The sequence below is a fragment of the Pseudomonas sp. NPDC087358 genome (assembly GCF_044900785.1).
Lineage (GTDB): Bacteria > Pseudomonadota > Gammaproteobacteria > Pseudomonadales > Pseudomonadaceae > Aquipseudomonas.
This window is the reverse complement of the sequence record NZ_JBJDOA010000011.1, coordinates 26062-50690: the sequence shown is the minus strand read 5'-3', so window position 1 is coordinate 50690 and position 24629 is coordinate 26062. Positions and strand designations below refer to the sequence as shown.

17 protein-coding genes and 4 tRNA genes are annotated in these 24629 nt (G+C 60.9%); 10 read left to right on the top strand and 11 right to left on the bottom strand.

Features of this window, described 5'->3' with window-relative positions; translation table 11 throughout:
• Positions 1-225 precede the first annotated feature (225 nt).
• Positions 226-1314: an LLM class flavin-dependent oxidoreductase gene (locus ACI2KS_RS22555; RefSeq protein WP_404623223.1), complete on the top strand. Its 1089-nt coding sequence runs from the start codon at positions 226-228 to the stop codon at positions 1312-1314.
• An 890-nt stretch (positions 1315-2204) separates the two neighbouring features.
• Here ACI2KS_RS22555 and ACI2KS_RS22550 read toward each other — a convergent pair.
• Positions 2205-3110 (bottom strand): LysR family transcriptional regulator, encoded by a 906-nt coding sequence (locus ACI2KS_RS22550; protein WP_404623222.1) that lies wholly within the window; start codon positions 3108-3110, stop codon positions 2205-2207.
• 192 nt (positions 3111-3302) lie between these two features.
• On the opposite strand from ACI2KS_RS22550, the gene ACI2KS_RS22545 reads away from it, so the two are divergent.
• From ACI2KS_RS22545 to ACI2KS_RS22530, 4 genes are all read left to right on the top strand, one after another.
• Positions 3303-3911, top strand: a complete 609-nt coding sequence (locus tag ACI2KS_RS22545) for a cysteine dioxygenase (RefSeq protein ID WP_404623221.1) — start codon at positions 3303-3305, stop codon at positions 3909-3911.
• Complete coding sequence (locus ACI2KS_RS22540; RefSeq protein WP_404623220.1) at positions 3908-5488, top strand: rhodanese-related sulfurtransferase; 1581 nt, start codon at positions 3908-3910, stop codon at positions 5486-5488. The genes ACI2KS_RS22545 and ACI2KS_RS22540 overlap by 4 nt, the downstream gene beginning before the upstream one ends.
• Before the next feature lie 195 nt (positions 5489-5683).
• Positions 5684-6691, top strand: a complete 1008-nt coding sequence (locus tag ACI2KS_RS22535) for an ABC transporter substrate-binding protein (RefSeq protein ID WP_404623219.1) — start codon at positions 5684-5686, stop codon at positions 6689-6691.
• A gap of 947 nt (positions 6692-7638) precedes the next feature.
• Positions 7639-11730, top strand: coding sequence for a DEAD/DEAH box helicase (locus ACI2KS_RS22530; RefSeq protein ID WP_404623218.1), 4092 nt, complete (start codon positions 7639-7641; stop codon positions 11728-11730).
• A gap of 128 nt (positions 11731-11858) precedes the next feature.
• Here the strand turns inward: ACI2KS_RS22530 and ACI2KS_RS22525 are convergent.
• The 4 genes from ACI2KS_RS22525 to ACI2KS_RS22510 all read right to left on the bottom strand — a co-directional run bounded on the left by ACI2KS_RS22525 (position 11859) and on the right by ACI2KS_RS22510 (position 12271).
• Positions 11859-11934: transfer RNA gene (locus ACI2KS_RS22525), tRNA-Gly, on the bottom strand.
• A gap of 4 nt (positions 11935-11938) precedes the next feature.
• Positions 11939-12014 (bottom strand) — tRNA-Glu (locus tag ACI2KS_RS22520).
• Positions 12015-12115: 101 nt separating this feature from the next.
• Positions 12116-12191: transfer RNA gene (locus ACI2KS_RS22515), tRNA-Gly, on the bottom strand.
• Positions 12192-12195: 4 nt separating this feature from the next.
• Positions 12196-12271: transfer RNA gene (locus ACI2KS_RS22510), tRNA-Glu, on the bottom strand.
• 264 nt (positions 12272-12535) lie between these two features.
• Between ACI2KS_RS22510 and ACI2KS_RS22505 the strand changes: the two genes are divergently transcribed.
• A complete protein-coding gene (locus ACI2KS_RS22505) occupies positions 12536-13309 on the top strand; it encodes a hypothetical protein (protein ID WP_404623217.1) in 774 nt (257 codons plus the stop codon).
• 147 nt (positions 13310-13456) lie between these two features.
• Here the strand turns inward: ACI2KS_RS22505 and ACI2KS_RS22500 are convergent, their stop codons facing one another.
• Both ACI2KS_RS22500 and ACI2KS_RS22495 read right to left on the bottom strand, forming a co-directional pair.
• Entirely contained in the window at positions 13457-13939 is a 483-nt protein-coding gene (locus ACI2KS_RS22500) for a GAF domain-containing protein (protein ID WP_404623216.1), read from the bottom strand.
• On the bottom strand, positions 13936-14829 hold the full coding sequence (locus ACI2KS_RS22495) for an ATP-binding protein (RefSeq protein ID WP_404623215.1): 894 nt from the start codon (positions 14827-14829) through the stop codon (positions 13936-13938). Before ACI2KS_RS22495 ends, ACI2KS_RS22500 begins: the two co-directional genes overlap by 4 nt.
• Positions 14830-14931: 102 nt before the next feature.
• Between ACI2KS_RS22495 and ACI2KS_RS22490 the strand changes: the two genes are divergently transcribed.
• Entirely contained in the window at positions 14932-17253 is a 2322-nt protein-coding gene (locus ACI2KS_RS22490; protein ID WP_404623214.1) for an ATP-binding protein, read from the top strand.
• Between the two features lie 93 nt (positions 17254-17346).
• Here the strand turns inward: ACI2KS_RS22490 and ACI2KS_RS22485 are convergent, their stop codons facing one another.
• The gene (locus ACI2KS_RS22485; RefSeq protein ID WP_404623213.1) at positions 17347-17832 is read right to left on the bottom strand and encodes a glutathione peroxidase; all 486 of its coding nucleotides are present in this window, start codon (positions 17830-17832) and stop codon (positions 17347-17349) included.
• Positions 17833-17934: 102 nt separating this feature from the next.
• Positions 17935-18333 (bottom strand): peptide-methionine (R)-S-oxide reductase MsrB, encoded by a 399-nt coding sequence (gene msrB, locus ACI2KS_RS22480; RefSeq protein WP_404623212.1) that lies wholly within the window; start codon positions 18331-18333, stop codon positions 17935-17937.
• 203 nt (positions 18334-18536) lie between these two features.
• Here msrB and ACI2KS_RS22475 point away from each other — a divergent pair, with 203 nt between their 5' ends.
• Together ACI2KS_RS22475 and htpX are read left to right on the top strand one after the other, a co-directional pair.
• Positions 18537-19748 (top strand): pyridoxal phosphate-dependent aminotransferase, encoded by a 1212-nt coding sequence (locus ACI2KS_RS22475; RefSeq protein WP_331101954.1) that lies wholly within the window; start codon positions 18537-18539, stop codon positions 19746-19748.
• A gap of 286 nt (positions 19749-20034) precedes the next feature.
• Complete coding sequence (gene htpX, locus ACI2KS_RS22470) at positions 20035-20922, top strand: protease HtpX (RefSeq protein WP_404623211.1); 888 nt, start codon at positions 20035-20037, stop codon at positions 20920-20922.
• A 56-nt stretch (positions 20923-20978) separates the two neighbouring features.
• Here htpX and ACI2KS_RS22465 read toward each other — a convergent pair whose 3' ends face one another.
• Positions 20979-21635, bottom strand: a complete 657-nt coding sequence (locus tag ACI2KS_RS22465; protein WP_404623210.1) for a thiopurine S-methyltransferase — start codon at positions 21633-21635, stop codon at positions 20979-20981.
• Positions 21636-21740: 105 nt separating this feature from the next.
• On the opposite strand from ACI2KS_RS22465, the gene ACI2KS_RS22460 reads away from it, so the two are divergent.
• Entirely contained in the window at positions 21741-22508 is a 768-nt protein-coding gene (locus ACI2KS_RS22460) for a DODA-type extradiol aromatic ring-opening family dioxygenase (RefSeq protein ID WP_404623209.1), read from the top strand.
• Positions 22509-22705: 197 nt separating this feature from the next.
• Here ACI2KS_RS22460 and ACI2KS_RS22455 read toward each other — a convergent pair whose 3' ends face one another.
• Entirely contained in the window at positions 22706-24382 is a 1677-nt protein-coding gene (locus ACI2KS_RS22455) for a DEAD/DEAH box helicase (RefSeq protein WP_404623208.1), read from the bottom strand.
• Positions 24383-24629: the final 247 nt, after the last annotated feature.

Sequence of the window (24629 nt, the reverse complement as noted above, 5' to 3'; positions counted from 1 at the left end):
CCCAGGCGTCTGGACTGACGCGTCGCGAGCAGGCTGACTGCTACGGATAACTTTGCACCTTCCTCATAAAAGTTCTGATCTTAAAAATAATCTAAATGCATTATTTTTATAATTAGCTTAGCGCCAGATCGAATTTCACAGACTCATCCCGGCCCTCTATGTTGCTCACATGCGTCAGCGCGAACGCCCCGCGCCAAGTCGTTCGATCAACATAAGGAATTGTCCATGAGCGTTGAATTCATCGGTTACATCGCCACGCAGCCCGGCTCGGAAATCCATCCCCGCAGCGGCGCGACGATCCAGCCGGAGTATGTCGCAAAAGTCGCACGCGCCCATGAGGACGCAGGCTTCGACCGCGCACTGGTGGCCTACCACTCCAATAGTCCCGACAGCGCCTTTGTCGCAGCCCACGCCGCCAGCGTGACCCGTAGCCTGAAATTCCTCATCGCCCACCGTCCCGGTTTCATTTCACCGACGGTCGCCGCTCGCCAGTTCGCCACACTCGATGTCTTCAATGGTGGGCGCATCGCGGTGCATATCATCACTGGCGGGGACGACCAGGAATTACGCGCCGATGGCAGCTTCATCGGCAAGGACGAGCGCTACGCGCGCACGGACGAGTACCTGAGCGTGGTGCGTCAGGAATGGACCGCCGAGCAACCTTTCGATCATCAGGGCACCTACTATCAGTTCGAAGGCGCCCATTCGCTGGTCAAGTCCCCTCAACAACCGCATATTCCGGTGTATTTTGGCGGCGCCTCGCAGGCGGCCATCGAGGTGGCCGGCAAACATGCCGATGTCTACGCCTTGTGGGGCGAAACCTACGAGCAGGTCAGGGACATCGTCAAACAGGTACGCGCCGAGGCCGCCAGGCACGGACGTACAATCAGGTTCAGCCTGTCGCTCAGGCCGATTCTGGCCGAAACCGAGGAGAAGGCCTGGGCCCGTGCCGACAGTATTCTCGAGCGTGCCCAGGCGTTGGCCCAGGCCTCGGGTTTCCAGCGTCGCGACCCGGCGAACGAAGGCTCGCGGCGCCTGCTGGACGCGGCGGCCAAAGGTGCCCGTCTGGATAAGCGCCTGTGGACCGGCATCGCGGGGTTGCTCGGTGCCAAGGGCAACTCGACCTCACTGGTGGGCACGCCTGAACAGGTCGCCGAAGCGCTGCTCGATTACTACGATCTGGGCATCAGCACCTTTCTGATCCGCGGCTTCGACCCTCTGGACGACGCCATCGACTACGGCAAGAAGCTGATCCCCCTGACCCGCGAGCTGGTGGCCAGACGCGAACAAGAGAAACGCGAAAAGGTGGCGTGATCTCGGCCATGCCCCACGCTTGTGCCCGGCGGGCGTGGGAGTCTGGCTTGCCGACGATCTGCCGGGAACCGGCAGCCAATCCTGCGAACGCGGTGCAGCTGATGCTGACAAGGCGCCTGGGTCTACTGCCGGTGCCCGGCAGATCGCTGGCAAGCCGAGCTCCCACGGCCTGCGGCCAGAATCAAGAGCACGCGGCGCGACAGATGTTGAGGGTTTCTGCCCAGAGGGCGACAGATGTAGATCGCTTTTGCACGGAGGATGGCAGATGTGAATCGCTTCTGCCGGCGGGCGTGGGAGTCTGGCTTGCCGACGATCTGCCGGGAACCGGCAGCCAATCCTGCGAACGCGGTGTAGCTGATGCTGACAAGGCGTCTGAGTCTACTGCCGGTGCCCGGCAGATCGCTGGCAAGCCGAGCTCCCACGGCCTGCGGCCAGAATCAAAAGCAGGCGGCGCGACAGAGGGTTTTCGCCCAGAGGGCGACAGATGTGGATCGCTTCTGCCCGGAGGATGACAGATGTTGAGGGTTTCTGCCCAGAGGGCGACAGATATAGATCGCTTTCGCACGGAGGAAGGCAGATGTGAATCGCTTCTGCCCGGAGGGCGTGGGAGTCTGGCTTGCCGACGATCTGCCGGGAACCGGCAGCCAATCCTGCGAACGCGGTGTAGCTGATGCTGACAAGGCGCCTGGGTCTACTGCCGGTGCCCGGCAGATCGCTGGTAGCCGAGCTTCGACGGCCTGCGGCCAGAATCAAAAGCAGGCCAAAGGTGGCGTGATCTCGGCCATGCCCCAGCGCTTGTGCCCGGAATCAAAACCAAGCCTTACGCTTTTGCCACGACGTTCGGCCAGAAGCAAAATCGTGTCAGTCGGCGCGGCCTGTGTTTGCGAGGATCACGCAGCTTTGCGCGCCTGCTTCAATGCCTCGGCCACCAGGCTGCCAAACAAGGCCACGGGGGCTTGCAGATTGCCGAGGAAGCGCGGATAGATCAGCCACAAATCCAGCACTGGCTTGAAATCCTTGAGGGGCATGACCGCCAACTGTTCCCGCAGTGGACTGCGCTCAAACAACGGACGAGGTACCAGCCCCAGGCCTGCGCCGTCGGCGACCAAGCCCAGCTGCAGCTCGGTGCCAAAGGTTTCCAGGTTGACCTTCAGGCTCAGCCCCTGATCGACCAGGGTGCGTTGCAATCCCGCGCGAAACCCGCAACCGTCGGGGTTGAGCACAAAACCCTGTTGGTAACAGTCGGCCAGGCTGACCGGTTTTTTCGGCAGTCGGTCCCTGGCGCAGACCACCACCAGCTCCATCTTGCCTAGGGACTCGCCAACGATCCCTTCCGGGAAAATCTTGCCAGCCGGAAACAGTGCAGCGGCGGCATCGAGCTCTGCGTTCTCGATCTTGGCGATCAGGTGACTGCCCCAACCGGTGAGCACCTGGGCCCGCAAGTCGGGAAATTGCCCACGCAGTTGCTTGAGCGCATCGAGCAGCACCACATCGCCGATGGTCTGTGGCACCCCCAGGCGCAGGACACCCGTGGGCGGCGCATCGTTTGCCACCAGCTCGCGCAGCGAATCCATCTCCCGCAGGATCGCCAGGCACTTCTGGTACACCTGAGTGCCCATGGCGGTTGGTTTGAGCGGTTTGGTGTTGCGGTCGAACAGCTCCACACCCAGCGCCTGCTCGAAATTCTGTACCCGACGGGTGATGGCCGGTTGGGTAAGCGCCAGCGATTCAGCGGCGTGGCTGATCGACTGGCAGCGAATCACCGCCACAAAGGCGTCGATATCATCAATTTTCATTCGGATCGCACATGGTAAAAGGGGAACAAGACAGGCAAAAAGCATAATTGCGTGCGCTGACGCGGGATACCCCCGGCCACCTGCGCAAGAGTTATCAAATGCCTTTTCGTTATAACCTAATCATCAATAAATAGCATATTAACCTGCAGCATTATGCTTATATTAGCCATCCCCAGCCAACCTGGAACCGGCATGACACAACCCCGACATCCTGAACGACTACGGGCCTTCATTGGTGCGCTGGCCGAGTTGATCGACAGCCATCCTGGCGAGGGCGACCTGCTGCACCGCGGCGGCAAGCTCTTGCAGCAACTGGTGCGCCACGATGACTGGTTACCCGAGGCGTTCGCCACTCCCGACCCGACTCGCTATCAGCAGTTTCTGTTGCATGCGGATTCGCGCCAGCGCTTCTCGGTGGTCAGTTTTGTCTGGGGTCCGGGCCAAAGCACGCCGATTCATGATCATCGGGTCTGGGGACTGATCGGCATGCTGCGTGGGGCCGAACACGCGCAGGGCTTCACCCGCGGCGTTGACGGCCAACTGCAACCCCAAGGTGCGCCCTTGCGACTGGAGCCCGGACAGGTTGAAGCCCTGTCGCCGCACAGCAATGACATTCATCAGGTCAGCAACGCCTTCGCCGATCAGGTGTCGATCAGCATTCATGTCTACGGCGCGAATATCGGCGCGGTGAAACGCGCCGTGTATCAGCCTGACGGTAGCGAAAAATTGTTCATCTCCGGTTACTCCAACGCTTACCTCCCGAACATCTGGGACCTGTCCAAAGAGAATCACGCCCAATGACTCAATCCACACGATCGTTTGCCGATATTCGCCAGGCTTTGCTTGCCCGTGAGGAGGTGGCATTGGTGGATGTGCGCGAAGAAGCTCCCTTTGCCCAGGCCCACCCCTTGTTTGCGGCCAATATCCCGCTGTCGAAACTGGAGCTGGAGGTGTTGTCGCGCATACCCCGCCGGGATACCGCCATCACCTTGTATGACAACGGTGAAGGCCTGCTCCCGCTGGCGCTTGAGCGCCTGTCAGCCCTGGGCTACAGCGACGTCAAAACACTGGAAGGCGGATTGCAGGGCTGGCGCGATGCTGGCGGTGAGCTGTTCATCGACGTCAACGTGCCGAGCAAGGCGTTCGGCGAGCTGGTGGAACATCATCGGCACACGCCATCGCTGGCCGCCGAGGAGGTCAAGCAGCTGCTCGACAGCCACGCCGATGTGGTGGTGCTCGACGCTCGCCGATTCGATGAATACCAGACCATGAGCATTCCCACCGGTGTCAGCGTGCCCGGGGCCGAACTGGTGCTGCGTGCCCGTGAGCTGGCGCCCGACCCCAACACCCGCATCATCGTCAATTGTGCCGGCCGCACGCGCAGCATCATCGGCACGCAATCGTTGGTCAACGCCGGCCTGCCTAATCCGATAGCGGCGCTGCGCAACGGCACCATCGGCTGGCTACTGGCCGGCCAGACGCTGGATCACGGACAGGCTCGGCGCTTTTCGCCGGTCAGCAGCCAGACCCTGGAGATTGCGCGTCGTGACGCCCGCAAGGTGGCCGACACCGCCAGGGTAAAACGTGGCAGCCGCGCCGATCTGCACAACTGGCAAACCGAGGCCCGGCGCACCACTTACCTGTTCGACGTGCGCACGCCGGAAGAATTCGAAGCCGGCCACCTGCCCGGCGCCCGCTCCACGCCCGGTGGGCAGCTGGTGCAGGAGACCGATCATTACGCCAGCGTGCGCGGCGCGCGGATCGCCCTGCTGGACGATGACGGCGTGCGCGCCAACATGTCGGCGTCCTGGCTTGCGCAGCTGGGCTGGGAAGTGTTCGTGATCGATGGTTTGCAACCTGAAGACTTCAGCGAAACAGGTGCATGGAACGCGCCGATTCCGCCATCGGTGCAGGTCGAAGAGATCAGCGCCGATACGCTGCGCCAATGGCAACGCGAGGGGGACCTGCAAGTGCTGGATTTCACTGCCAGTGCCAATTACGTCAAGCAACACATTCCCGGGGCCTGGTGGACGTTACGCGCCGATCTGACCAACGCGCTGCAGGAAATCCCCGCCGCTGAGCGTTATGTCCTGACCTGCGGCAGCAGCAAGCTGGCAAGGCTGGCGGCGCCTGAGGTCGAGGCTCTGACCGGCAAGCCGGTATTCGTGCTCAGGGACGGCACGGCCAGCTGGATCGCCGCCGGGTTCGAGCTGCAAAGCGGTGAAACGCACCTCGCCTCCCCGCGCATCGATCGCTATCGCCGCCCCTATGAAGGCACCGATGCCCCCCGTGAAGCCATGCAGGCGTATCTGGATTGGGAGTTCGGGCTGGTTGCACAACTGGGCCGGGACGGGACTCATGGTTTCAACGTGATCTAGGGCCCCGCGCTGCCGTGCACACAAGGGCCGGGCTTGCTGGCGCTTACATGCATCAAAGGCATCTTTGAAGAAATGCATCGCCAGCAAGCTCCCCCACCGCTGATTGTTATCCGCTTACGGACATAACGTCACACACCGTGCCGACCCCTTCTCCAGGCGGAGGCCGCGAATCCACTTCTACGCCTGGAGACACATTTGATGCCCGCCTTTTCCGTCACCCGTACCAGATCGCTACTGCTGGGGATGTTCCTCGCGCTCTCCCTGGGCCAGTCCAGCCAAGCGGCCGACGCGCTGCAACCGTTGCTGGTGGCCAACCAGAAATCAGCACTCAAGGTGCTGCTGGAGGTTTCCGGCGAACTCAAGGATGTCCCTTACGAAATCAGATTCTCCGAATTCCCCTCGGCCTCGCCGTTGGGTGAGGCCCTGAATGCCGGCGCAGTAGATGTCGGTGCGCTGGGCGATGCGCCTTATGTGTTCGCGTTGGGCGCCGGTGCTTCGTTGAAAGTGATCAGCATCACTCACGTCAACGGCCGCTACACCACCGCGCTGATCGTGCGCGACGACTCACCGATCAAGTCGGTCGCCGACCTCAAGGGCAAACGCATCGTCACTGGCCGCGGTTCCATCGGCCATTACCTGGCGATTCGCGCACTCAACGAAGCCGGGCTGCAAACCCGCGATGTCAATTTCGTCTATCTGCTGCCCAGCGAATCAAGGCTGATTCTGGATAACGGCGACGCCGATGCCTGGGCCACCTGGGCGCCCTACACCACCGTCGCCACCCAAAGCGGCGCGCGCATCCTGCCCAACGGCCCGGACCTGCTGACCAATCACTCTTACCTGGCCGCAACCAGCAAGGCCATCGCCCAGAAGCGTCCCCAACTGGATGACTTCGTGGTGCGCCTGGACCGCGCCTATCGCTGGGTCAACGCGCATCCAAAAGAATATGCCGCCGCGCAGACCAAGGTCACCGGCCTGCCACTGGCGGTGCACCTGGCCGTCAATCAGGACACCCGCATGGAACGCGTAAGCATTGATGACAGCGTGATCAAGGGCCTGCAGAACACGGCCGACATCTATCAGCGCGAGGGCATCCTCAACAAGCACGTCGATGTGTCCCATGGCTTCGATCCCGACTTCAACGCCATTCGCCTGGCGGCCGAGCAGGCGGCCGAGCAGAACGATTCGCAGGCCGCACGCTAGGAGGTGCTGTTGATTCTGTGGTTTTGCGATTGGACTTGAATCAACAGCCGCTGCGCTCCCCACGATTCGGCCAGAAACAAAAATGTGGGTGATTTCGCGATTCGGCCAGAATCAAAAAACCGGGCTGCCCACCATCCCGCCTCTGCCCGGACGGCGTAGGAGCAAGCTTGCTCGCGATCTGGCGCGAAGCGGCAGCAAACCCTGCCAACGTGGGGTACCTGACACGGCCAAGGGGCCTGATTTTACTGCCGGTGCCCGGCAGCTCGCGGGGCAAGCCCGCTCCTACGACCGACCAACCGCATCGGCCACGGCGCAATCCGCTTCTGCCCTCCGGCCAGAATCAACAGCCCCAATGATTCCGCGATTCGGTCAGAAACAAAAATGTGAGTGATTCCGCGACTCGGCCAGAATCAGAGATTCAGGGCTGCGCACCATCCCGCCTCTGCCCGGAGGGCGTAGGAGCAAGCTTGCTCGCGAACTGGCGCGAAGCGGCAGCAAACCCTGCCAACGTGGGGTACCTGACACGGCCAAGGGGCCTGATTTTACTGCCGGTGCCCGGCAGCTCGCGGGGCAAGCCCGCTCCTACGAACGACCAACCGCATCGGCCACGGCGCAATCCCGCTTCCGCCCTCCGGCCAGAATCAACAGCCCCAGTGATTCTGCGATTCGGTCAGAAACAAAAATGTGAGTGATTCCGCGACTCGGTCAGAGACAAAAATGTGACTGATTCGGCGATTCGACTTGAATCGAAAAAAGGACTGCGAACCCTCCCTGTTTCTGTCCGCAGGGCGTAGGAGCCAGCTGCTCGCGAACCGGGGCGAAGCGCCAGCGAACCCCGTGAACGCTATCAAAGGTCGACAAGCCAGGCGGGGTCGTGAAAAATGCGGGCTTTGCCTGGAGATGAGACAGTCTCATCGCAGACCGGCGAACGCCTTTTGAGGTCCAGCATGCCCTTTGAGTCAAACACCCCCGACGACCTGCCCGATGACTGCCTGGCAGTCCTGTACGGGTTGGTGACGTCGTTTCCCGGCAAGGGCAAGACGTCGCTGCTCAAATTGCTGCGCACGGTGGGTGTCGCCGATTCCGACGGCAAGGTGATGGAGACCGACGACCTGGGCGTCATCCTCGAGCGGCTGCAGCGCCAAGAGTGGATCGAGCTGGAGCAGCGCCCTGAAGGGCAGTACTTGTGTGTCACGCCGCAGCGACGCAATCGCGTGATACTGAGCCTGCTGCAGGCGCCGGACTGCGAGCACTGGTTGAGTGAAATCGACACCAGCCTGCCCTACCTCAGCGAGTGGCAGACGCCGTCTCGGTCACGGATTTTGCAAGATCTCTGGCTGAGTCTGCTACAGGGTGCCACGGCGCGTCTTGAGCAATCGCTGCGGCTGGCCAGCTATATCTTCTCCCACACAAGCAACTCTGCCCCCCATCCCATGCAACTGCTCCAGGCCGATCCAGAGGGGCTGGAAGTTTTCGCCCGGCTCGACGACGTGGCGCGAGCGATGCTGGTAGACAACCACCTGAACCTGCTCAATACCTGGCTGGGCCCGGCCGGTCACAGCTACGCGCTGGCCTTGCGCGAGATGGAAGCACGGCCATCCCTGGTGCTGGGGCTGGAGTTGTCGCTTCAGGCACTGTGGCGCGGCGACTGGGTCACCCTGCAGTTCCTGGCCTCGGATGATCTGGAACTGCTGCACCAGACCATCCACCTGTTGTTGAGCGGCCAGGTGAACGAGACGCTGCTGTTCCTGCGCGCCTGGCTCGCCGAGACGCGGCGACTGTCCAAGAAGCGCAAGATCGATCTGCCGCCGGTACTCAACGCGCTGTACTGCCTGGCGCTGTTGGGTGAGAACGACCCAAAGCAACGCGCGCAGCTCAAGCAGGCCGTAACCCTGGGCATGAAGGAAAGTTACGGCGCCGCTTACACGGTGCTCTACCACCTGCTCGAACAGTTGCAGGGAGAGAGGTCATCGCTGTCCTCATCCTTCATGCCAGACAAACTCAATGGCCTGGACGGCTTGCTGCTGGCTCTGGGCCTGTACTGGCTGGACGCCCCGCAAGCGCGCCAGGATCAATGGCGGACCACCTTGCAGGACTACCGGGATGAGCTCATCGGCGACGGCTATACCTGGCTGGCGGCGGAGTTCGACGCGCTGATATCGATGCAGTTCGGTCTGCCTCGACTATTGGCCGAGGTGCACCAAAGTGCCGGTTTGCAGCCGCTGGCTACCCTTTGTCGACGCCAGCAAGCCTGGGAGCATGCGCTGAACGCCCTGAGCCAACTCAGGCCGGGCAAAGCGCTGGCGTCCCCTGCTGGCGACGAGAAGAACACCCGCCTGGCCTGGCTGATTTCGCTCAGTTCCTATCACCGCGAGGTCGAGCCCCGCGAGCAGAAACGTAATGCCAAGGGACAGTGGAGCAAGGGCCGCACAGTGGCGCTCAAACGTCTGCTGGATGACAGCGAGCTCATGGATTTTCTCTGCGAGCAGGACCGCCAGACCATCAGCTCGATCCAGATCAGCTACTACCATCACTCCAGCGCTGATTACGATCTGCCCGCAGCCCTGGCCCTGCCGCGGCTGGTCGGCCATCCGGCGCTGTACTGGCAGGACGCGCCTGAGGTGCGGATCGATCTGCAAGCAGGCCAGGCCTCCCTGCGCCTCGAAGCACTGGCCGGGCATATTCGCGTGCGCCTGGAGCCGCCTGGCATTCTCGGCGCTGACGAGATCTACGTGCACAAGGAAACCCCCACTCGCCTGCAGGTCTACACGGTCGGGCGCGAGCTGCGAAAAATCGCCGAAATCGTCGGCACGGGGCTGAGCGTGCCAGAATCAGCCAAGGCGCAACTGCTTGACGCCGTGAGCGCGATCGCACCGCTTTTGCCGATCCATTCGGACATTCCCGAACTGATCGGGCACCTGGACACCGAACCCGCCGACACCCGCCTCTACGCCCACCTGCTGCCTCTGGCCGAGGGCGTGCGCCTGCAGTTGTTGGTGCGTCCGCTGGCCGAGGGCAGCTGGTTTCGCCCAGGCCATGGCGCTGAAAACCTGCTGGGCGAACGCGACGGCAAGCCGCTGCAGGTCAGCCGTGATCTGGCGGGTGAACGACAGGCTCTGCAACAGGTGCTGCAAAGTTGCCCGGGGCTGGCCAACGCTGACAGCGACGGTCAGGAATGGCAACTGGACCAGCCCCAGCATGCGCTGCAGTTGCTCAGCGAATTGCATGCGCTCGATGGCGAACAGCTGCACTGCATCTGGCCCGAAGGCGAACGCATGCGCATCAAGGCTCGCCCCGGCCTGAGCCAGCTCAATCTGGGGCTGCGCCAGCAAGGCGAGTGGTTCGTCCTGCAAGGCAATATCACCCTGGACGATGGCAAGGTGCTGCAGCTGCGGCAATTGCTGGAACTGCTCAAGGCCAGTCCCGGACGCTTCCTGAAACTCAACGAGCGCGACTGGCTGGCCCTCGACGACAGCCTGCGCAGGCGCCTGGATGAATTGGCGCATCTGGCGGACCGGGTCAACGATCAGGGGTTGCGTCTGAGCCCGCTCACCACGCCGCTGCTCGCCAGCCTCGCCGAGGAGGTCGGCGAATTCGAAGCCGACGCAGCCTGGCACACGCAACTGGAAAAACTGCAATCGCTGCGCAGCTACCAGCCTCAAGTGCCCGGCACCCTGCAGGCTGAATTGCGCGATTACCAACTCGACGGCTTCGCATGGCTGGCGCGCCTGGCGCAATGGGGTGTCGGCGCTTGCCTGGCGGACGACATGGGTCTGGGCAAGACCGTGCAGACCCTGGCCCTGCTGCTGGATCGCGCCGCCAAGGGGCCGCAGCTGGTTGTCGCGCCGACATCGGTCACCCTCAACTGGCAGGCGGAAAGTACCCGTTTTGCCCCGAGCCTGAACGTGCGGGTCTATCAGCAACAGCGCAGCCTGGCAAACCTGGGCCCCGGTGATCTGGTGATCGTCAGCTACGGTTTGCTGCAGCAAGACAGCGCAGCGTTCGACGCAGAGCATTGGAGCAGCGTGGTGCTGGACGAAGCTCAAGCGATCAAGAATGCCCAGACCAAGCGCTCGCAGGCGGTCATGGGGCTCAAGGCCGATTTTCGCATGGTCGCCACCGGTACCCCGCTGGAAAACCATCTCGGTGAGTTGTGGAACCTGTTCCGTTTTATCAATCCCGGCCTGCTCGGCAGCCAGGAAAGTTTCGCCAGCCGCTTCGCCACGCCCATAGAGCAAGGCGATGCGCCAGCCCGGCGAGCGCTCAAGGCACTGATCCAGCCGTTTATCCTGCGGCGCCTGAAAAGCCAGGTGCTCGAAGAACTGCCCGCACGTACCGAGATTACCTACAAGGTGCCGTTGTCGGAGGAGGAAGCGCATCAGTACGAGGCGCTGCGCCAGCAAGCGGTCTACCACCTTTCGCGACTTGATCCGCAGGCGGGCAAATCCATGCAGGTGCTGGCGGAAATCACCCGGCTGCGACGCTTCTGCTGTCATCCGTCACTGGTCCTGCCCGGCTCGACACTGCCGGGCAGCAAACTCCAGGCGTTTTCTGCGATCGTCGAGGAGCTGCTGGAAAACCGCCACAAGGCGTTGGTTTTCAGCCAGTTCGTCGATCATTTGAGCATCGTCCGCGCATGGCTCGATCAACAGGGCATTGCCTATCAGTATCTGGATGGCTCGACGCCGCCCAAGGAACGGCAGAACCGGGTCAATGCGTTCCAGGCCGGGGTGGGCGACATCTTTCTGATCAGCCTCAAGGCTGGCGGCAGCGGTCTTAACCTGACCGAGGCTGACTACGTGATCCATCTGGACCCGTGGTGGAACCCGGCGGTGGAAGATCAGGCCAGCGATCGCGCTCACCGCATGGGCCAGCAGCGGCCGGTGACTGTTTACCGGCTGGTCACTGAAAACAGCATCGAGGAGCAGATCGTCGCCCTGCATGGTCGCAAACGCGACCTGGCCGACAGCCTGCTGGAGGGTGGGGAAATCAGCGCAAAACTGGACGCCGATGCATTGTTGAATCTGCTCAAGGGCTAGTCGCAGCGAGGTGAGTCTGACTCAGGCGTCAGGCTCACCTGCGAGTCAGCAACCCTGACGCGACGAAGCAAGGAAAAAAACGCGCACAAACAAAAACGCCGCTCTGATGAGCGGCGTTTTTGTGAATTTGGAGCGGGAAACGAGACTCGAACTCGCGACCCCGACCTTGGCAAGGTCGTGCTCTACCAACTGAGCTATTCCCGCAATATGGCGTCCCCTAGGGGACTCGAACCCCTGTTACCGCCGTGAAAGGGCGGTGTCCTAGGCCACTAGACGAAGGGGACACTGCCTGAAACACCATGGTGTGTGTTCCAGTTCCAGAATCACATCCGAAGATGTTTTCTGGTTTCACTCAACTTCGCCCAAAGGCCAAGCTGCTTAAAATTGGAGCGGGAAACGAGACTCGAACTCGCGACCCCGACCTTGGCAAGGTCGTGCTCTACCAACTGAGCTATTCCCGCAATATGGCGTCCCCTAGGGGACTCGAACCCCTGTTACCGCCGTGAAAGGGCGGTGTCCTAGGCCACTAGACGAAGGGGACACGCTACAACATTCACTCCCTGCTGCGCTTCGCTGTGTGCTTTACGCTGCAAGTGGCGCGCATTCTATGGATGGTTGGACAGGTCGTCAACCCCCCAATGAAAATTTATTCAAATCAATGACTTCGCCCTCTATTTCAGTCACTGATGGCCGATAAGGAGTAGTTGAGACCTGCAGCTATTAATAGCTGCGCTGACCACGACCCTTCCCGCGATAGTGCATAGCCACTACACTCGGCGCAAATAACTTGATTGAGGCATCTACGGTGACACCACTCATTATCACCCTGATGGTCGTAGCAGGCATCGTACTCCTGATTGCTATTGGGTATCTGAACCACGTAGCCGAGAACAAGAAGGTAGAGCGCGCCCGCACATTGGTTGAACTCAATGACCGCCTTCGTCGCTGCAGTGAATTGTCCGAGACCTTCCCCGGCCAACTGATGAGCCCGGCCCTCAAGCTGCTGCTTGTGCGCCTGGAACTGAACGTGATCAAACGCCTGGTCACGCTGGAAAGAAGAAGCAATTCAGGCATCCAGGAACGCGAAAGCGAACTCGAAGCACTGATTGCCCAGGGCGAGAACATCAAGATCAGCAATCCGGTCAGCCCTATCCAGACCGAGGCCAAGGCCAAGGACGTGCGGTTTCTGCTGGAGGCGATGCACGGCCAGATCACCCGCGCCGCCCATGACGGCTTCCTGCAGACCGCCGAAGCCAAGCACTGGATACGCGAAATCCGCAACATGCTGGTGACCCTGCACATCGAGTTCTTCAATAATCTGGGCCAGCAGGCGCTGAACCAGGAGCAGCCCGGCCAGGCACGACTTGCCTTCGAACGGGGCGTTCATTACCTGAAAAACCAGGCTGAACCGGCTCCGTGGAAAACCCACTTGCAGGCAATGGAACGCCAACTGGCGCGCGCCAATGCCATGGTACTGGACACCATCGCGCCTACCGAAGACGACCATAACGAGCTGACCGAAGGCCTGAAAGCGGACGACGCTGATGCCCAATGGAAAAAGAAAGCCATCTACGATTAATGGCTTGCTCAGAACGGATTTGGTTGTGTAACAGCTCGGCTCGCCGGCGGTAGCGATCATACTGACGCCACCGCCGGCAAACCGTGCAGCTACACACAGATCAGCGCAGACGAAAGACCCGCCGCTCACCCCGCCACCACCGTTGATTCAGCAATCGGTGGCGCTCAGGAAAATCGCCACCAGTTGCTCGATCCCTGCCTGATCCGCTTCGCTGAAGCGCGCCAGACTCGGGCTGTCCAGGTCCAGCACAGCAATCAAACGCCCATCCTTGACCAACGGCACGACCAGTTCGCTGTTGGACGCGCTGTCACAGGCAATATGTCCCGGGAACTCGTGCACATCCACAACGCGCTGGGTCTGCCGGCTCTGCGCCGCCGTTCCGCAAACGCCTTTGCCAAAAGGAATGCGCACGCAGGCGATCTGCCCCTGGAAAGGGCCCAGCACCAGCTCCTCGTTGCGATTGAGGTAGAAACCGGCCCAGTTCAGGTCATCCAGCTGGCTATAAAGGAAGGCTGAAAACTGCGCGGCGTTGGCGATGAAGTCACGCTCGTCCGCCAGCAGCGATTGCAGCTGCGCCGTTAACAGGCGGTAACCGTCCAGGCCTTCGCCGGCTGCATTCAAATCGATCATGGTTGTTGCTCCAGCATTTTCAGGCCCACCCAGTAACGGGCGAATTGATAGGCACAGCGGCCATTGCGGTTGCCACGGCCGGTCGCCCAGCGCACAGCGAGGATGTCCAGTTCCGCGTCGCGCTGCCACTGCAACCCGGCCTTGGCCGCCAGCTCACCGACCCAGTGCTCCACCACATCCAGGAAGTGTTCCTGAGTGAACGGGTAGAACGACAGCCACAAGCCAAAACGGTCGGACAGGGCGATCTTGTCCTCCACCGCTTCGCTTGGGTGAATCTCGCCGTCCTCGCCACGCTGCCAGTGCGCGTTGTCGCTTTCCTTCTCCGGCACCAGGTGGCGACGGTTGGAGGTGGCATACAGCAAGACGTTGTCCGGGGCCTGCTCCAGCGAGCCATCGAGCACGCTCTTGAGCACGCGGTAATCGCCCTCGCCGGAGTCGAACGACAGGTCATCGCAAAACAGCACGAAGCGTTGAGGCAGTTTTTGCAGCTGCTCGACCACCCGTGGCAGGTCACCGAGGTGATCACGTTCGATCTCGATCAGACGCAGGCCGGCCTTGGCGTGCTCGGCCAACAATGCGCGGACCAGCGAGGATTTGCCGGTGCCACGCGAACCCCAGAGCAAGGCATGGTTGGCGGGCAGCCCGTCAATGAATTGCTGGGTGTTGCGACCCAGCTGCGCGCGTTGCTGGTCGACACCGATGAGGTCCGACAGGCGCATGTCGAGGGTCACTTCCAGGGGCATCAAATAACCCACGCGACCCTCGCGCACCCAGCGCGCGGCCAGCGATTTATCCCAGTCCACCGGCTCGCGTACGGCCGGCAGCAAAGGCTCGAGTCGCGCCAGAACCGATTCAGCGCGTTGCAGAAATGCGTTCAACCGAGAATCCACAGTGTCTCCTTGATTTAACTGGTTAAAGCCGGTGTGCGATCAGCTATGCTTGGCCCGCGAAGGACACGAGAAGTGCAAGTGCCTCATGGATCAAGCGCCCTTATGGATATACCGATCACTCACCGACTGTCGTTCAAACAGGCCCGTTTGACTGTTCTGATCGGCTTCCTGCTGGGAACACTGCTCAGCCTGTTTCAAATTGCGATCGATTATGCCAGCGAAGACGCCTCCATCGATCGTGAAATTCGCTCGCTGCTGCAAATCAGCCACAATCCTGCCTCCAGAATCGCCTATAACCTGGACGCCGAACTCGCCCAGGAGCTGACGTCGGGGCTGCTGCACTCGCCTGCCGTCACCGCCGCACGCCTGACCGACAATAACGACATCCTGCTGGCCGCCGTGTCGCGCCCGCTTTCGCAAAGCCCGTACCGGATGATCAGTGACGCGCTGTTTGGCCAGAGCCGCCAGTTTGAAGACGTGCTGCATCTGGAACACCGGCCCAGCGAGGCCATCGGCACCCTGCACGTGGATGTCGATACCTTCGCGTTCGGCAGCCATTTCCTGCAGCGTGCGGAAATCACCCTGCTCAACGGTTTTGTCCGCAGCCTGTTCCTGGCCGGCATTCTCCTGGGGCTGTTCTACCTGACCCTGACCAAACCCCTGACCGGTGTCATCCGGGCCCTGGCCAGTCGCGATCCACGCAGCCCCGAACAAGTCTCCTTGCCCTGCCCGCCCGGTCACGCAAACGACGAGATCGGTGTGTTGGTCCAGGTCGCCAACCAACAGTTCGATAACGTCGCCTCCGAATTCGGCCGCCGCCAGGACGCGGAAAATCGCCTCACCGACCATTTGAACGAGCTGGAGGACATCGTTTCCGCACGCACGCTCCAGCTCAAGACGAGCAATGCACGGCTGAGCCAGTCCAACGAAGAACTGCAGATCGCCCGCAGCACGGCGCTGGACATGGCCCATGCACGCTCGGCGTTTCTGGCGCACATGAGCCATGAAATCCGCACGCCGCTGAACGGCTTGCTGGGCATGCTCGCCCTGTCGCTGGATGGCCCGCTGAGCGCCGAGCAACGTCAGCAGCTATCGATCGCCCACGATTCGGGCAAGGTGTTGGTAGAGCTGCTCAACGACATCCTCGACCTGTCCAAATTCGATGCCGGCCAGTTGGAACTCGAACGCATTCCATTCGACCTTGCCACGCTGATCGAAGACACCGCCAACCTGTTGTCACAGAACGCCGCGGCAAGTGTCGAGTTGACCTGCCTGATCGATCCTCGCTTCCCCGCGCTGATCCTGGGTGACCCGACCCGAGTCCGCCAGATCGTCAGCAATCTGTTGTCCAACGCCCTGAAGTTCACCCGGACCGGGCGCGTCGATATCCGTCTGAGTCAGCACGCTGACAATGTACGGATCGAGGTCTGCGACACGGGCATCGGCATCGCCCAGGATGCACAGGCAAAGATCTTTCAGCCATTCACTCAGGCTGAAGCGGCCATCACCCGGCAGTATGGCGGTACGGGGCTGGGTCTGACCCTGACTCACAACCTGTGCGAAGCCATGAACGGGCAATTGAGCATTGAATCCACCGCCGGGGTCGGTAGCCGCTTCTACGCCGACCTGCCCCTCCCTGCCCACAGCCCGGCGCCGCTGTGGCCGCTGCTCAAAGGTCGCATCGGCGTGATCAGTGCGGCCAGCAGTGGTTTGGTCGAGTTGTTGAGCCGCTTGCTGCCCGAGTGGGGTATCGAGTATCGGCATTTCTCGGCCGATGACCGGCAAGCGGACGAGCAACCGGACCTGCTGATCACTGATTGTCCCGAGTGCCTTGCCGATATCCGCCCGGCTACGCGGATTCCGATCCTTCTGGTGACGGCCTATGGCAACTTCATGCCAAGCGACCAGGTCATGGCCCTGGCGCCACTGCAGCAGCAGGCCCGACCCTTGTCACGCACGGTCTTGCACCAGGCGCTCAGACGCATTCTGCAGCTCGACGAACCACTGGCTGACGATCGCCTGTCGGGTGAGCAGCCCGCCGCTCATCGGGCACGCATCCTGCTGGTCGAAGACAACCCGGTGAATCAACTGGTGGCCAAGGGCATGCTCGGCAAACTGGGCTGCGAGGTGGTGGTCAGCAGTCATGGCGGGGAGGCACTGCAACAGCTTGAAGGCAGCCATTTCGACCTGGTGTTGATGGACTGCAACATGCCGGTGATGGACGGTTATGAGGCGACGAGGCTGATTCGCCAGAGCGGCAAATGGATGGACCTGCCGATCATCGCCCTGACCGCCAACGCCATGCCTGAAGAGCGCGAACACTGCAGGAACGCAGGCATGAACGACTACCTGGCCAAGCCGTTTCGGCGCGAAGAGCTGATCTCGATGCTGGATCAGTGGACAGCCGCCGCGCATACACCGTGAAGGACATGGGCTCTGTAGCAGTACGACTTGCCGGCGGCGGGGATATCAACGTCGCCAGCGCCGGCAAGCCGCGCTGCTACAGGCGGCTCCTGGCTATTTCAACAACGCTTCGATATCCGACTTCAGCTCTTCAGGTTTGGTCAGCGGCGCGTAACGCTTGACCAGCTTGCCGTCCCTGCCGATCAGGAACTTGGTGAAGTTCCATTTGATACGCTCGGAGCCCAGCAGACCGGGTGCCTGTTTTTTCAGTTCTACGAACAATGGGTGCGCGTCGCCACCGTTGACATCGATCTTCTTGAACAGAGGAAAACTCACGCCATAGTTCAGCTCGCAAAACTCGGAAATCGCGCCCTCGTTGCCCGGTTCCTGTTTGCCGAACTGATTGCACGGGAACCCCAGCACCACCAGCCCCTGATCCTTGTAACTCTGCCACAGCGCTTCAAGGCCTTTGTATTGAGGGGTAAACCCGCATTTGCTCGCGGTGTTGACCACCAGCACGGCCTTGCCGGCGTAATCGGCAAGGGTCTTCTGCTCGCCTTTGATCGTCTGCACCGGGATGTTCAGCAAGTTGTCGCTCATGGCGATGCCTCAGGAAGGGTCAAGCGACCAAGTTAGCGCGCCAGTGATTGGCGCGCCATTGAATTATCGACGGTGATACCCCTGCATACGTGGCGGGCTTGGTCAGCCTTCGCGCGGGACCAAATCCAGGCACACCGAATTGATGCAATAGCGCAGGCCGGTCGGCGGAGGGCCATCGGGAAATACGTGGCCCAGGTGTGCATCACATTTGGAGCAGACCACTTCGGTGCGGATCATGCCGTGACTGACGTCGCGCACCTCGACCACCGCACTGCCTTCTATCGGCGCGTAGAAGCTTGGCCAGCCGCAGCCCGAATCGAACTTGGTGGTTGAGTCGAACAGCGCCTCGTTGCAGCAGATGCAATGGTAGACGCCAGCGGTCTTGGTGGTGTTGTATTTGCCGCTGAAGGGGCGCTCGGTGGCTTTCAGACGGCAGACGTTGTACTGCTCCGGGTCAAGCATCTGTTTCCATTCTTCGACGGTTTTTTCCAGCTTTTCCACAGGTACACCTCCACAACTGAAAAAGCCCGATCTGTGTCTTTTCCACGGATCGGGTGGCACGTATGATTGCGCCTTCGTTAGATGCCAGTCTGTCACTCGTGTTTGTCGCACACAAACCCATTTTATGGCGTCGTACCCAGCGGTCCGCCTTTTCGGAATACAGCTCGCACACAGCGTACCGTCCATTTTCGGGATCAATCACCATGCAGTTCAGCAAATCGAACAAGCTCGCCAACGTCTGCTATGACATTCGCGGGCCAGTGCTCAAGCACGCCAAGCGCCTGGAAGAGGAAGGCCATCGCATCCTCAAGCTGAACATCGGCAACCCGGCGCCGTTTGGTTTCGAGGCGCCGGACGAAATCCTCCAGGACGTGATCCGCAATCTGCCGATGGCACAGGGCTACAGCGACTCAAAAGGCCTGTTCAGTGCGCGCAAGGCGGTCATGCAGTACTACCAGCAAAAGCAGGTCGAAGGTGTTGGCATCGAAGACATCTACCTGGGCAACGGCGTTTCCGAACTGATCGTGATGTCGATGCAGGCGCTGCTCAACAATGGCGACGAAGTGCTGGTGCCCGCTCCGGACTACCCGCTGTGGACCGCAGCCGTGGCGCTGTCCGGCGGCAACCCGGTGCACTATCTGTGCGACGAGCAGGCCAACTGGTGGCCCGACCTTGACGACATCAAGGCCAAGATCACCCCGAACACCAAGGCCATGGTGATCATCAACCCGAACAACCCGACTGGCGCCGTGTATTCCAGAGAAGTGCTGCTGGGCATGCTGGAAATCGCTCGCCAGCACAACCTGGTGGTGTTCTCCGACGAGATCTACGACAAGATTCTCTATGACGACGCCGTGCACATCTGCACCGCTTCGCTGGCGCCGGACCTGCTGTGCCTGACCTTCAACGGCCTGTCCAAGTCCTACCGGGTCGCCGGCTTCCGCTCCGGCTGGATCGCTATTTCCGGCCCCAAGCACAATGCCCAGAGCTACATCGAAGGCATCGACATCCTGGCCAATATGCGGCTATGCGCCAACGTGCCGAGCCAGCACGCTATCCAGACTGCGCTGGGTGGCTATCAAAGCATCAACGACCTGATCCTGCCGCCTGGCCGGCTATTGGAGCAACGCAACCGCACCTGGGAGCTGCTCAACGACATCCCTGGCGTCAGCTGCGTGAAACCGATGGGCGCGCTGTATGCATTCCCTCGCATCGACCCAAAAGTCTGCCCGATCCACAACGACGAGAAGTTCGCCCTGGACCTGCTGCTGTCGGAAAAACTGCTGATCGTTCAGGGTACCGCCTTCAACTGGCCATGGCCTGACCACTTCCGCGTGGTGACGCTGCCTCGGGTCGACGATCTGGAGCAGGCGATCGGGCGCATCGGCAATTTCCTGAAGACGTACAAGCAGTAATGCTGCTTCTGTAGGAGTGAGCTTGCTCGCGATAGCGTTTTATCAGTCACCACTGCGGTGCCTGGCACATCCAATCGCGAGCAAGCTCACTCCTACCGTCCGCGTAAGTCGGGATTGGGCCGATACTGTTTCAGCCCCACCCACCCCCTCCCGCCAATAGCCCATAATTGCCCAAGCGACGACAGACGACACAGTTTGAAATAGTCGCCCGGTTGAATACCCGCCGACATCACCTTATATACCCCGCAATACGTTACACATTCTTCACGAGGAGAAATTCCAGACCATGATGCGCATCTTGCTGTTTTTGGCCACTAACCTTGCGGTCGTGCTGATTGCCAGCATCACCCTGAGCCTGTTTGGCTTCAATGGGTTCATGGCGCGAAACGGGGTTGATCTGAACCTCAATCAGCTGCTGATCTTCTGCGCCGTATTTGGTTTCGCCGGTTCGCTGTTCTCGCTGTTCATCTCCAAGTGGATGGCGAAGATGAGCACCGGTACCCAGATCATCACCCAACCGCGCACCCGCCACGAACAATGGCTGATGCAAACCGTGGAACAACTGGCCCGCGAAGCCGGTATCAAAATGCCGGAAGTCGGGATTTTCCCGGCTTACGAGGCCAACGCCTTCGCCACCGGCTGGAACAAGAACGATGCGCTGGTAGCAGTCAGCCAAGGCCTGCTGGAGCGCTTTTCGCCCGATGAGGTAAAAGCGGTTCTGGCTCACGAGATCGGCCACGTCGCCAACGGTGACATGGTCACCCTGGCGCTGGTTCAGGGCGTGGTGAACACCTTTGTCATGTTCTTTGCGCGGATCATCGGCAATTTCGTCGACAAGGTGATCTTCAAGAACGAAGAAGGTCAGGGTATCGCGTATTACATCGCGACCATCTTCGCCGAGATCGTCCTGGGCTTTCTGGCCAGCGCCATCGTCATGTGGTTCTCGCGCAAGCGTGAATACCGCGCCGACGATGCCGGTGCTCGCCTGGCCGGCACTGGCGCGATGATCAGCGCGCTACAGCGCCTGCGTTCGGAACAGGGCGTTCCGGTACAGATGCCCGACAGCCTCACCGCTTTCGGCATCAATGGCGGCCTGAAGCACGGCTTGGCTGGCTTGTTCATGAGCCATCCGGCGCTCGAAGACCGTATCGAGGCCCTGCGTCGTCGCGGTTGATCCACCGGCAGTTCCAGCTAAGGGCGACGTGAGTCGCCCTTTTCTTTGGCCTTGGATTAACGCCGGAACATCCGGTAAGCCGACTCGATCAGGCGGCTCGCCCCGGCGTCCTTGAACTTGCGGCTGTGGTCCAGCACGTCGTAATCGGCTATTAGCTTCACTCGCCACTCAGGCGACAGCAACTGCATCACCTCATCTTCAGGCACCGAGAACGGCGGTCCGTCGATTTCCGACTGCTCGTAATCCAGCGAGATCAACAGCCCGCGGCAATCGGCCGGCAGGATGCGCTTGAGATGCTCAACGTAGCGCCAGCGCATGTCGGCCGGCAATGCAATCAGGGCAGCACGGTCATACAACGCTGCGCAGTTGCCAATGTCCCTGGCCTTGAGCGCAAAGAAATCACCGCACCAGAGCTCGCACGCCTCAACGCGGTAGACCTTGAACTGACCGCGCTCCTCGATCTCTGGCTCGATCCCGGCTTCGCTGAAAAACTCCTGCACGGCCTTCTCGGAGAGCTCCACGCCCACCACATGCAGGCCCTGTTGAGTGAGCCAGCGCATATCGATGCTTTTCCCGCACAACGGCACCAGGACCCTTTCCCCAGCCTTGAGATTCAGCTCCGGCCAGAACTGTTGAAGGTACGGATTCACCTCGGCCTGATTAAAGCCAATCTGATTGATTGCCCAGCGTTCATGCCAAAACCGCGGCTCCATAAATGCTCCTGATATTTCGATCAAACGGCACTAAAACTTATATTAGATTTAGATCAATGATCTGCCTGATCATGCTGCTCATCTTATACGCTCAGGACGCCTCCCATGTTCCCTAGCCTGTTCATTTCTCATGGCTCACCCATGCTTGCGCTGGAACCCGGCGAGAGCGGTCCGGCGTTGGCACGTCTGGCCGCCGAACTGCCTCGACCCAAGGCCATCGTGATTGTTTCGGCTCATTGGGAAAGCAACGAACTGCTGGTCAATGGTAATCCGCAGCCCGAAACCTGGCATGACTTCGGCGGCTTCCCACCTGCCTTGTTTGCCGTGCAGTACCCGGCGCCCGGCCTGCCGGAAATGACCCAACACGTCATGGACCTGTTGGCAGCCGCCAATCTGCCCGCACGCGTGGACAGTCGCCGGCCGTTCGACCATGGGGTCTGGGTGCCTCTGTCGCTGATGTACCCGCAGGCAGACATTCCGGTGGTGCAGCTGTCGCTGCCTACTCGCATGGGCCCTGCCTTGCAGACCCAGGTGGGGCAGGCGTTGGAAAGCCTGCGCCATGAACAAGTGCTGGTGATCGGCTCAGGCAGCATCACCCACAACCTGCGCGAGCTGGACTGGCACGCCGGCCCGGAAAGCATCGAGCCCTGGGCATTGGCGTTCCGCGACTGGATGGTCGAGAAATTGGCCGCCAACGACGAACAAGCGCTGCATGACTATCGCCGCCAGGCGCCCCATGCGGCGCGCAATCACCCCACTGACGAGCATCTGCTGCCGCTGTACTTCGCCCGTGGCGCGGGTGGTCAATTCAGTGCAGCGCATCAGGGTTTCACCCTGGGCGCGCTGGGCATGGATATCTACCGGTTTGGCTGAGGACGCCTTCGCCAGCAAGCCGGCTCCCACAAGACTTGCAGCAGTCCGGCTTGCCGGCGGTAGCGATGTCCAACCCGCCCCCGTTGGCAAAACCGGCCCGCCCTAGGGATAGCTGCTTGTCGATCAAATCCAGGGCAAAAAAAATCCCCGAACCAGTCGGGGATTTTTTTCGTTCAGACCATCAGCTCAATGCTGAATCAGTCTTCACGATAGCGACGCAGTTTCAGCTGCTTGCCGGCAACGCGGGTGTCTTTGAGCTTGGCCAGCAGACGCTCGAGGCCGTCTTCCGGCAGTTCTACCAGGCTGAAGCTGTCACGCACCTGGATGCGACCGATTGCTTCGCGAGCCAGACCACCTTCGTTGAGGATGGCGCCCAGCAGGTTCTTGGCAGCGATACCATCACGCGCGCCCAGCGCGGTACGGCAACGAGCACGGCCTTCGGCCAACGGCACCGGTGCACGACGCTCACGGTCACCACGATCAGGACGGTCACCCGATGGACGATCAGGACGATCGCCACGCGGTGCGCTGTTCGGCACCAGTGGACGCTCTTTCTCGATCGCCGCCAGGGTCAGCGCCTGAGCGTTGGTCGCCTTGCGCAGCAGAGCAGCAGCCAGAGCACGCGGGGTGCAGCCGATGTCGGCGGTCAGACGATCAAGCAACTCACCGTGAGTCGACTCGGCATCGGCAACCAGCGGCGACAGGCTGTTGGTCAGTTTCTTGATGCGCGCATCGAGAACGGCCTGGCCATCCGGCAGGCGGACCTCGGCGATTTTCTGACCGGTCATGCGCTCGATCACTTGCAGCATGCGACGCTCACGCGGCGTTACCAGCAGCAGTGCACGACCTTCGCGACCTGCACGGCCGGTACGGCCGATACGGTGGACGTAGGCTTCAGGATCGTACGGCATGTCCACGTTGAACACGTGGGTGATGCGCGGTACGTCCAGACCACGTGCAGCAACGTCGGTCGCCACAACGATGTCCAGGCGGCCATCCTTGAGCGAGTCGATGACGCGCTCGCGCTGGTTCTGGGCGATGTCGCCGTTCAGCGCAGCGGCCTTGTAGCCTTTGGCTTCCAGGGCGCTGGCCAAATCCAGGGTGGCCTGCTTGGTGCGCACGAACATGATCAGGGCGTCGAAATCCTCGACTTCCAGCAGGCTCAGAACCGCAGAGGTCTTCTGGTCAGCGTGAACCAGCAGGTGAGCCTGCTCGATCGCGGTAACGGTCTGGGTCTTGCTCTGGATCTTGACGTGTTTCGGGTCCTTCAGGTGACGCTCGGCGATCGCACGGATCGACTGCGGCAGGGTGGCCGAGAACAGGACGGTCTGACGGGTTTCCGGCATGGCCTTGAAGATGACTTCCAGGTCATCCATGAAGCCCAGCTTGAGCATTTCGTCGGCTTCGTCGAGAACCAGGTGGTTCACGGTCGCCAGGACTTTTTCGTCGCGACGCAGGTGGTCGCACAGGCGGCCTGGAGTTGCGACGACGATCTGGGCGCCATTACGGATGGCTTTCAGTTGTGGGCCCATCGGCGCGCCGCCGTAGACAGCCACAACGGTCACACCAGGCATCTGCTTGGCGTAGGTTTCGAAAGCGGTAGCCACTTGCAGGGCCAGTTCGCGGGTCGGGGCGAGGATCAGCGCCTGCGGCTCGCGTTTCGTCGGGTCGATACGGCTCAGGATAGGCAGGGCGAAGGCTGCGGTTTTACCGGTACCTGTCTGCGCCTGACCAATCATGTCGTGACCGGCAAGAATGATCGGGATCGATTGCTGCTGAATGGCCGAAGGCTCTTCGTAGCCGGTAGCGATAACGGCTGCAACAATATTCGGATGAAGGTCGAGAGCGGCGAAGCCGCCGGATTCCTGGGTCATGGGTCTGCCTCTGAGTGCATCCGCAAAGACCCATGCTTCAAAGCTGCGCGTGCCGTGTAAGACCCTAGAGTCACCCTGGCTGCTTTGTCGGCGGGGATTTGCGAAAACGTATTAATGAATGGATCGTCAAGGATAGTCCGCATGCGAACCAGTTTGGGAAGAAGGCTTCACAAACCCATACCGTGACGAGGGCCCTATGAAAGGCCGGCGCGCACTATACCGGAATTGCTGAAAAAAGTGAGCTTTT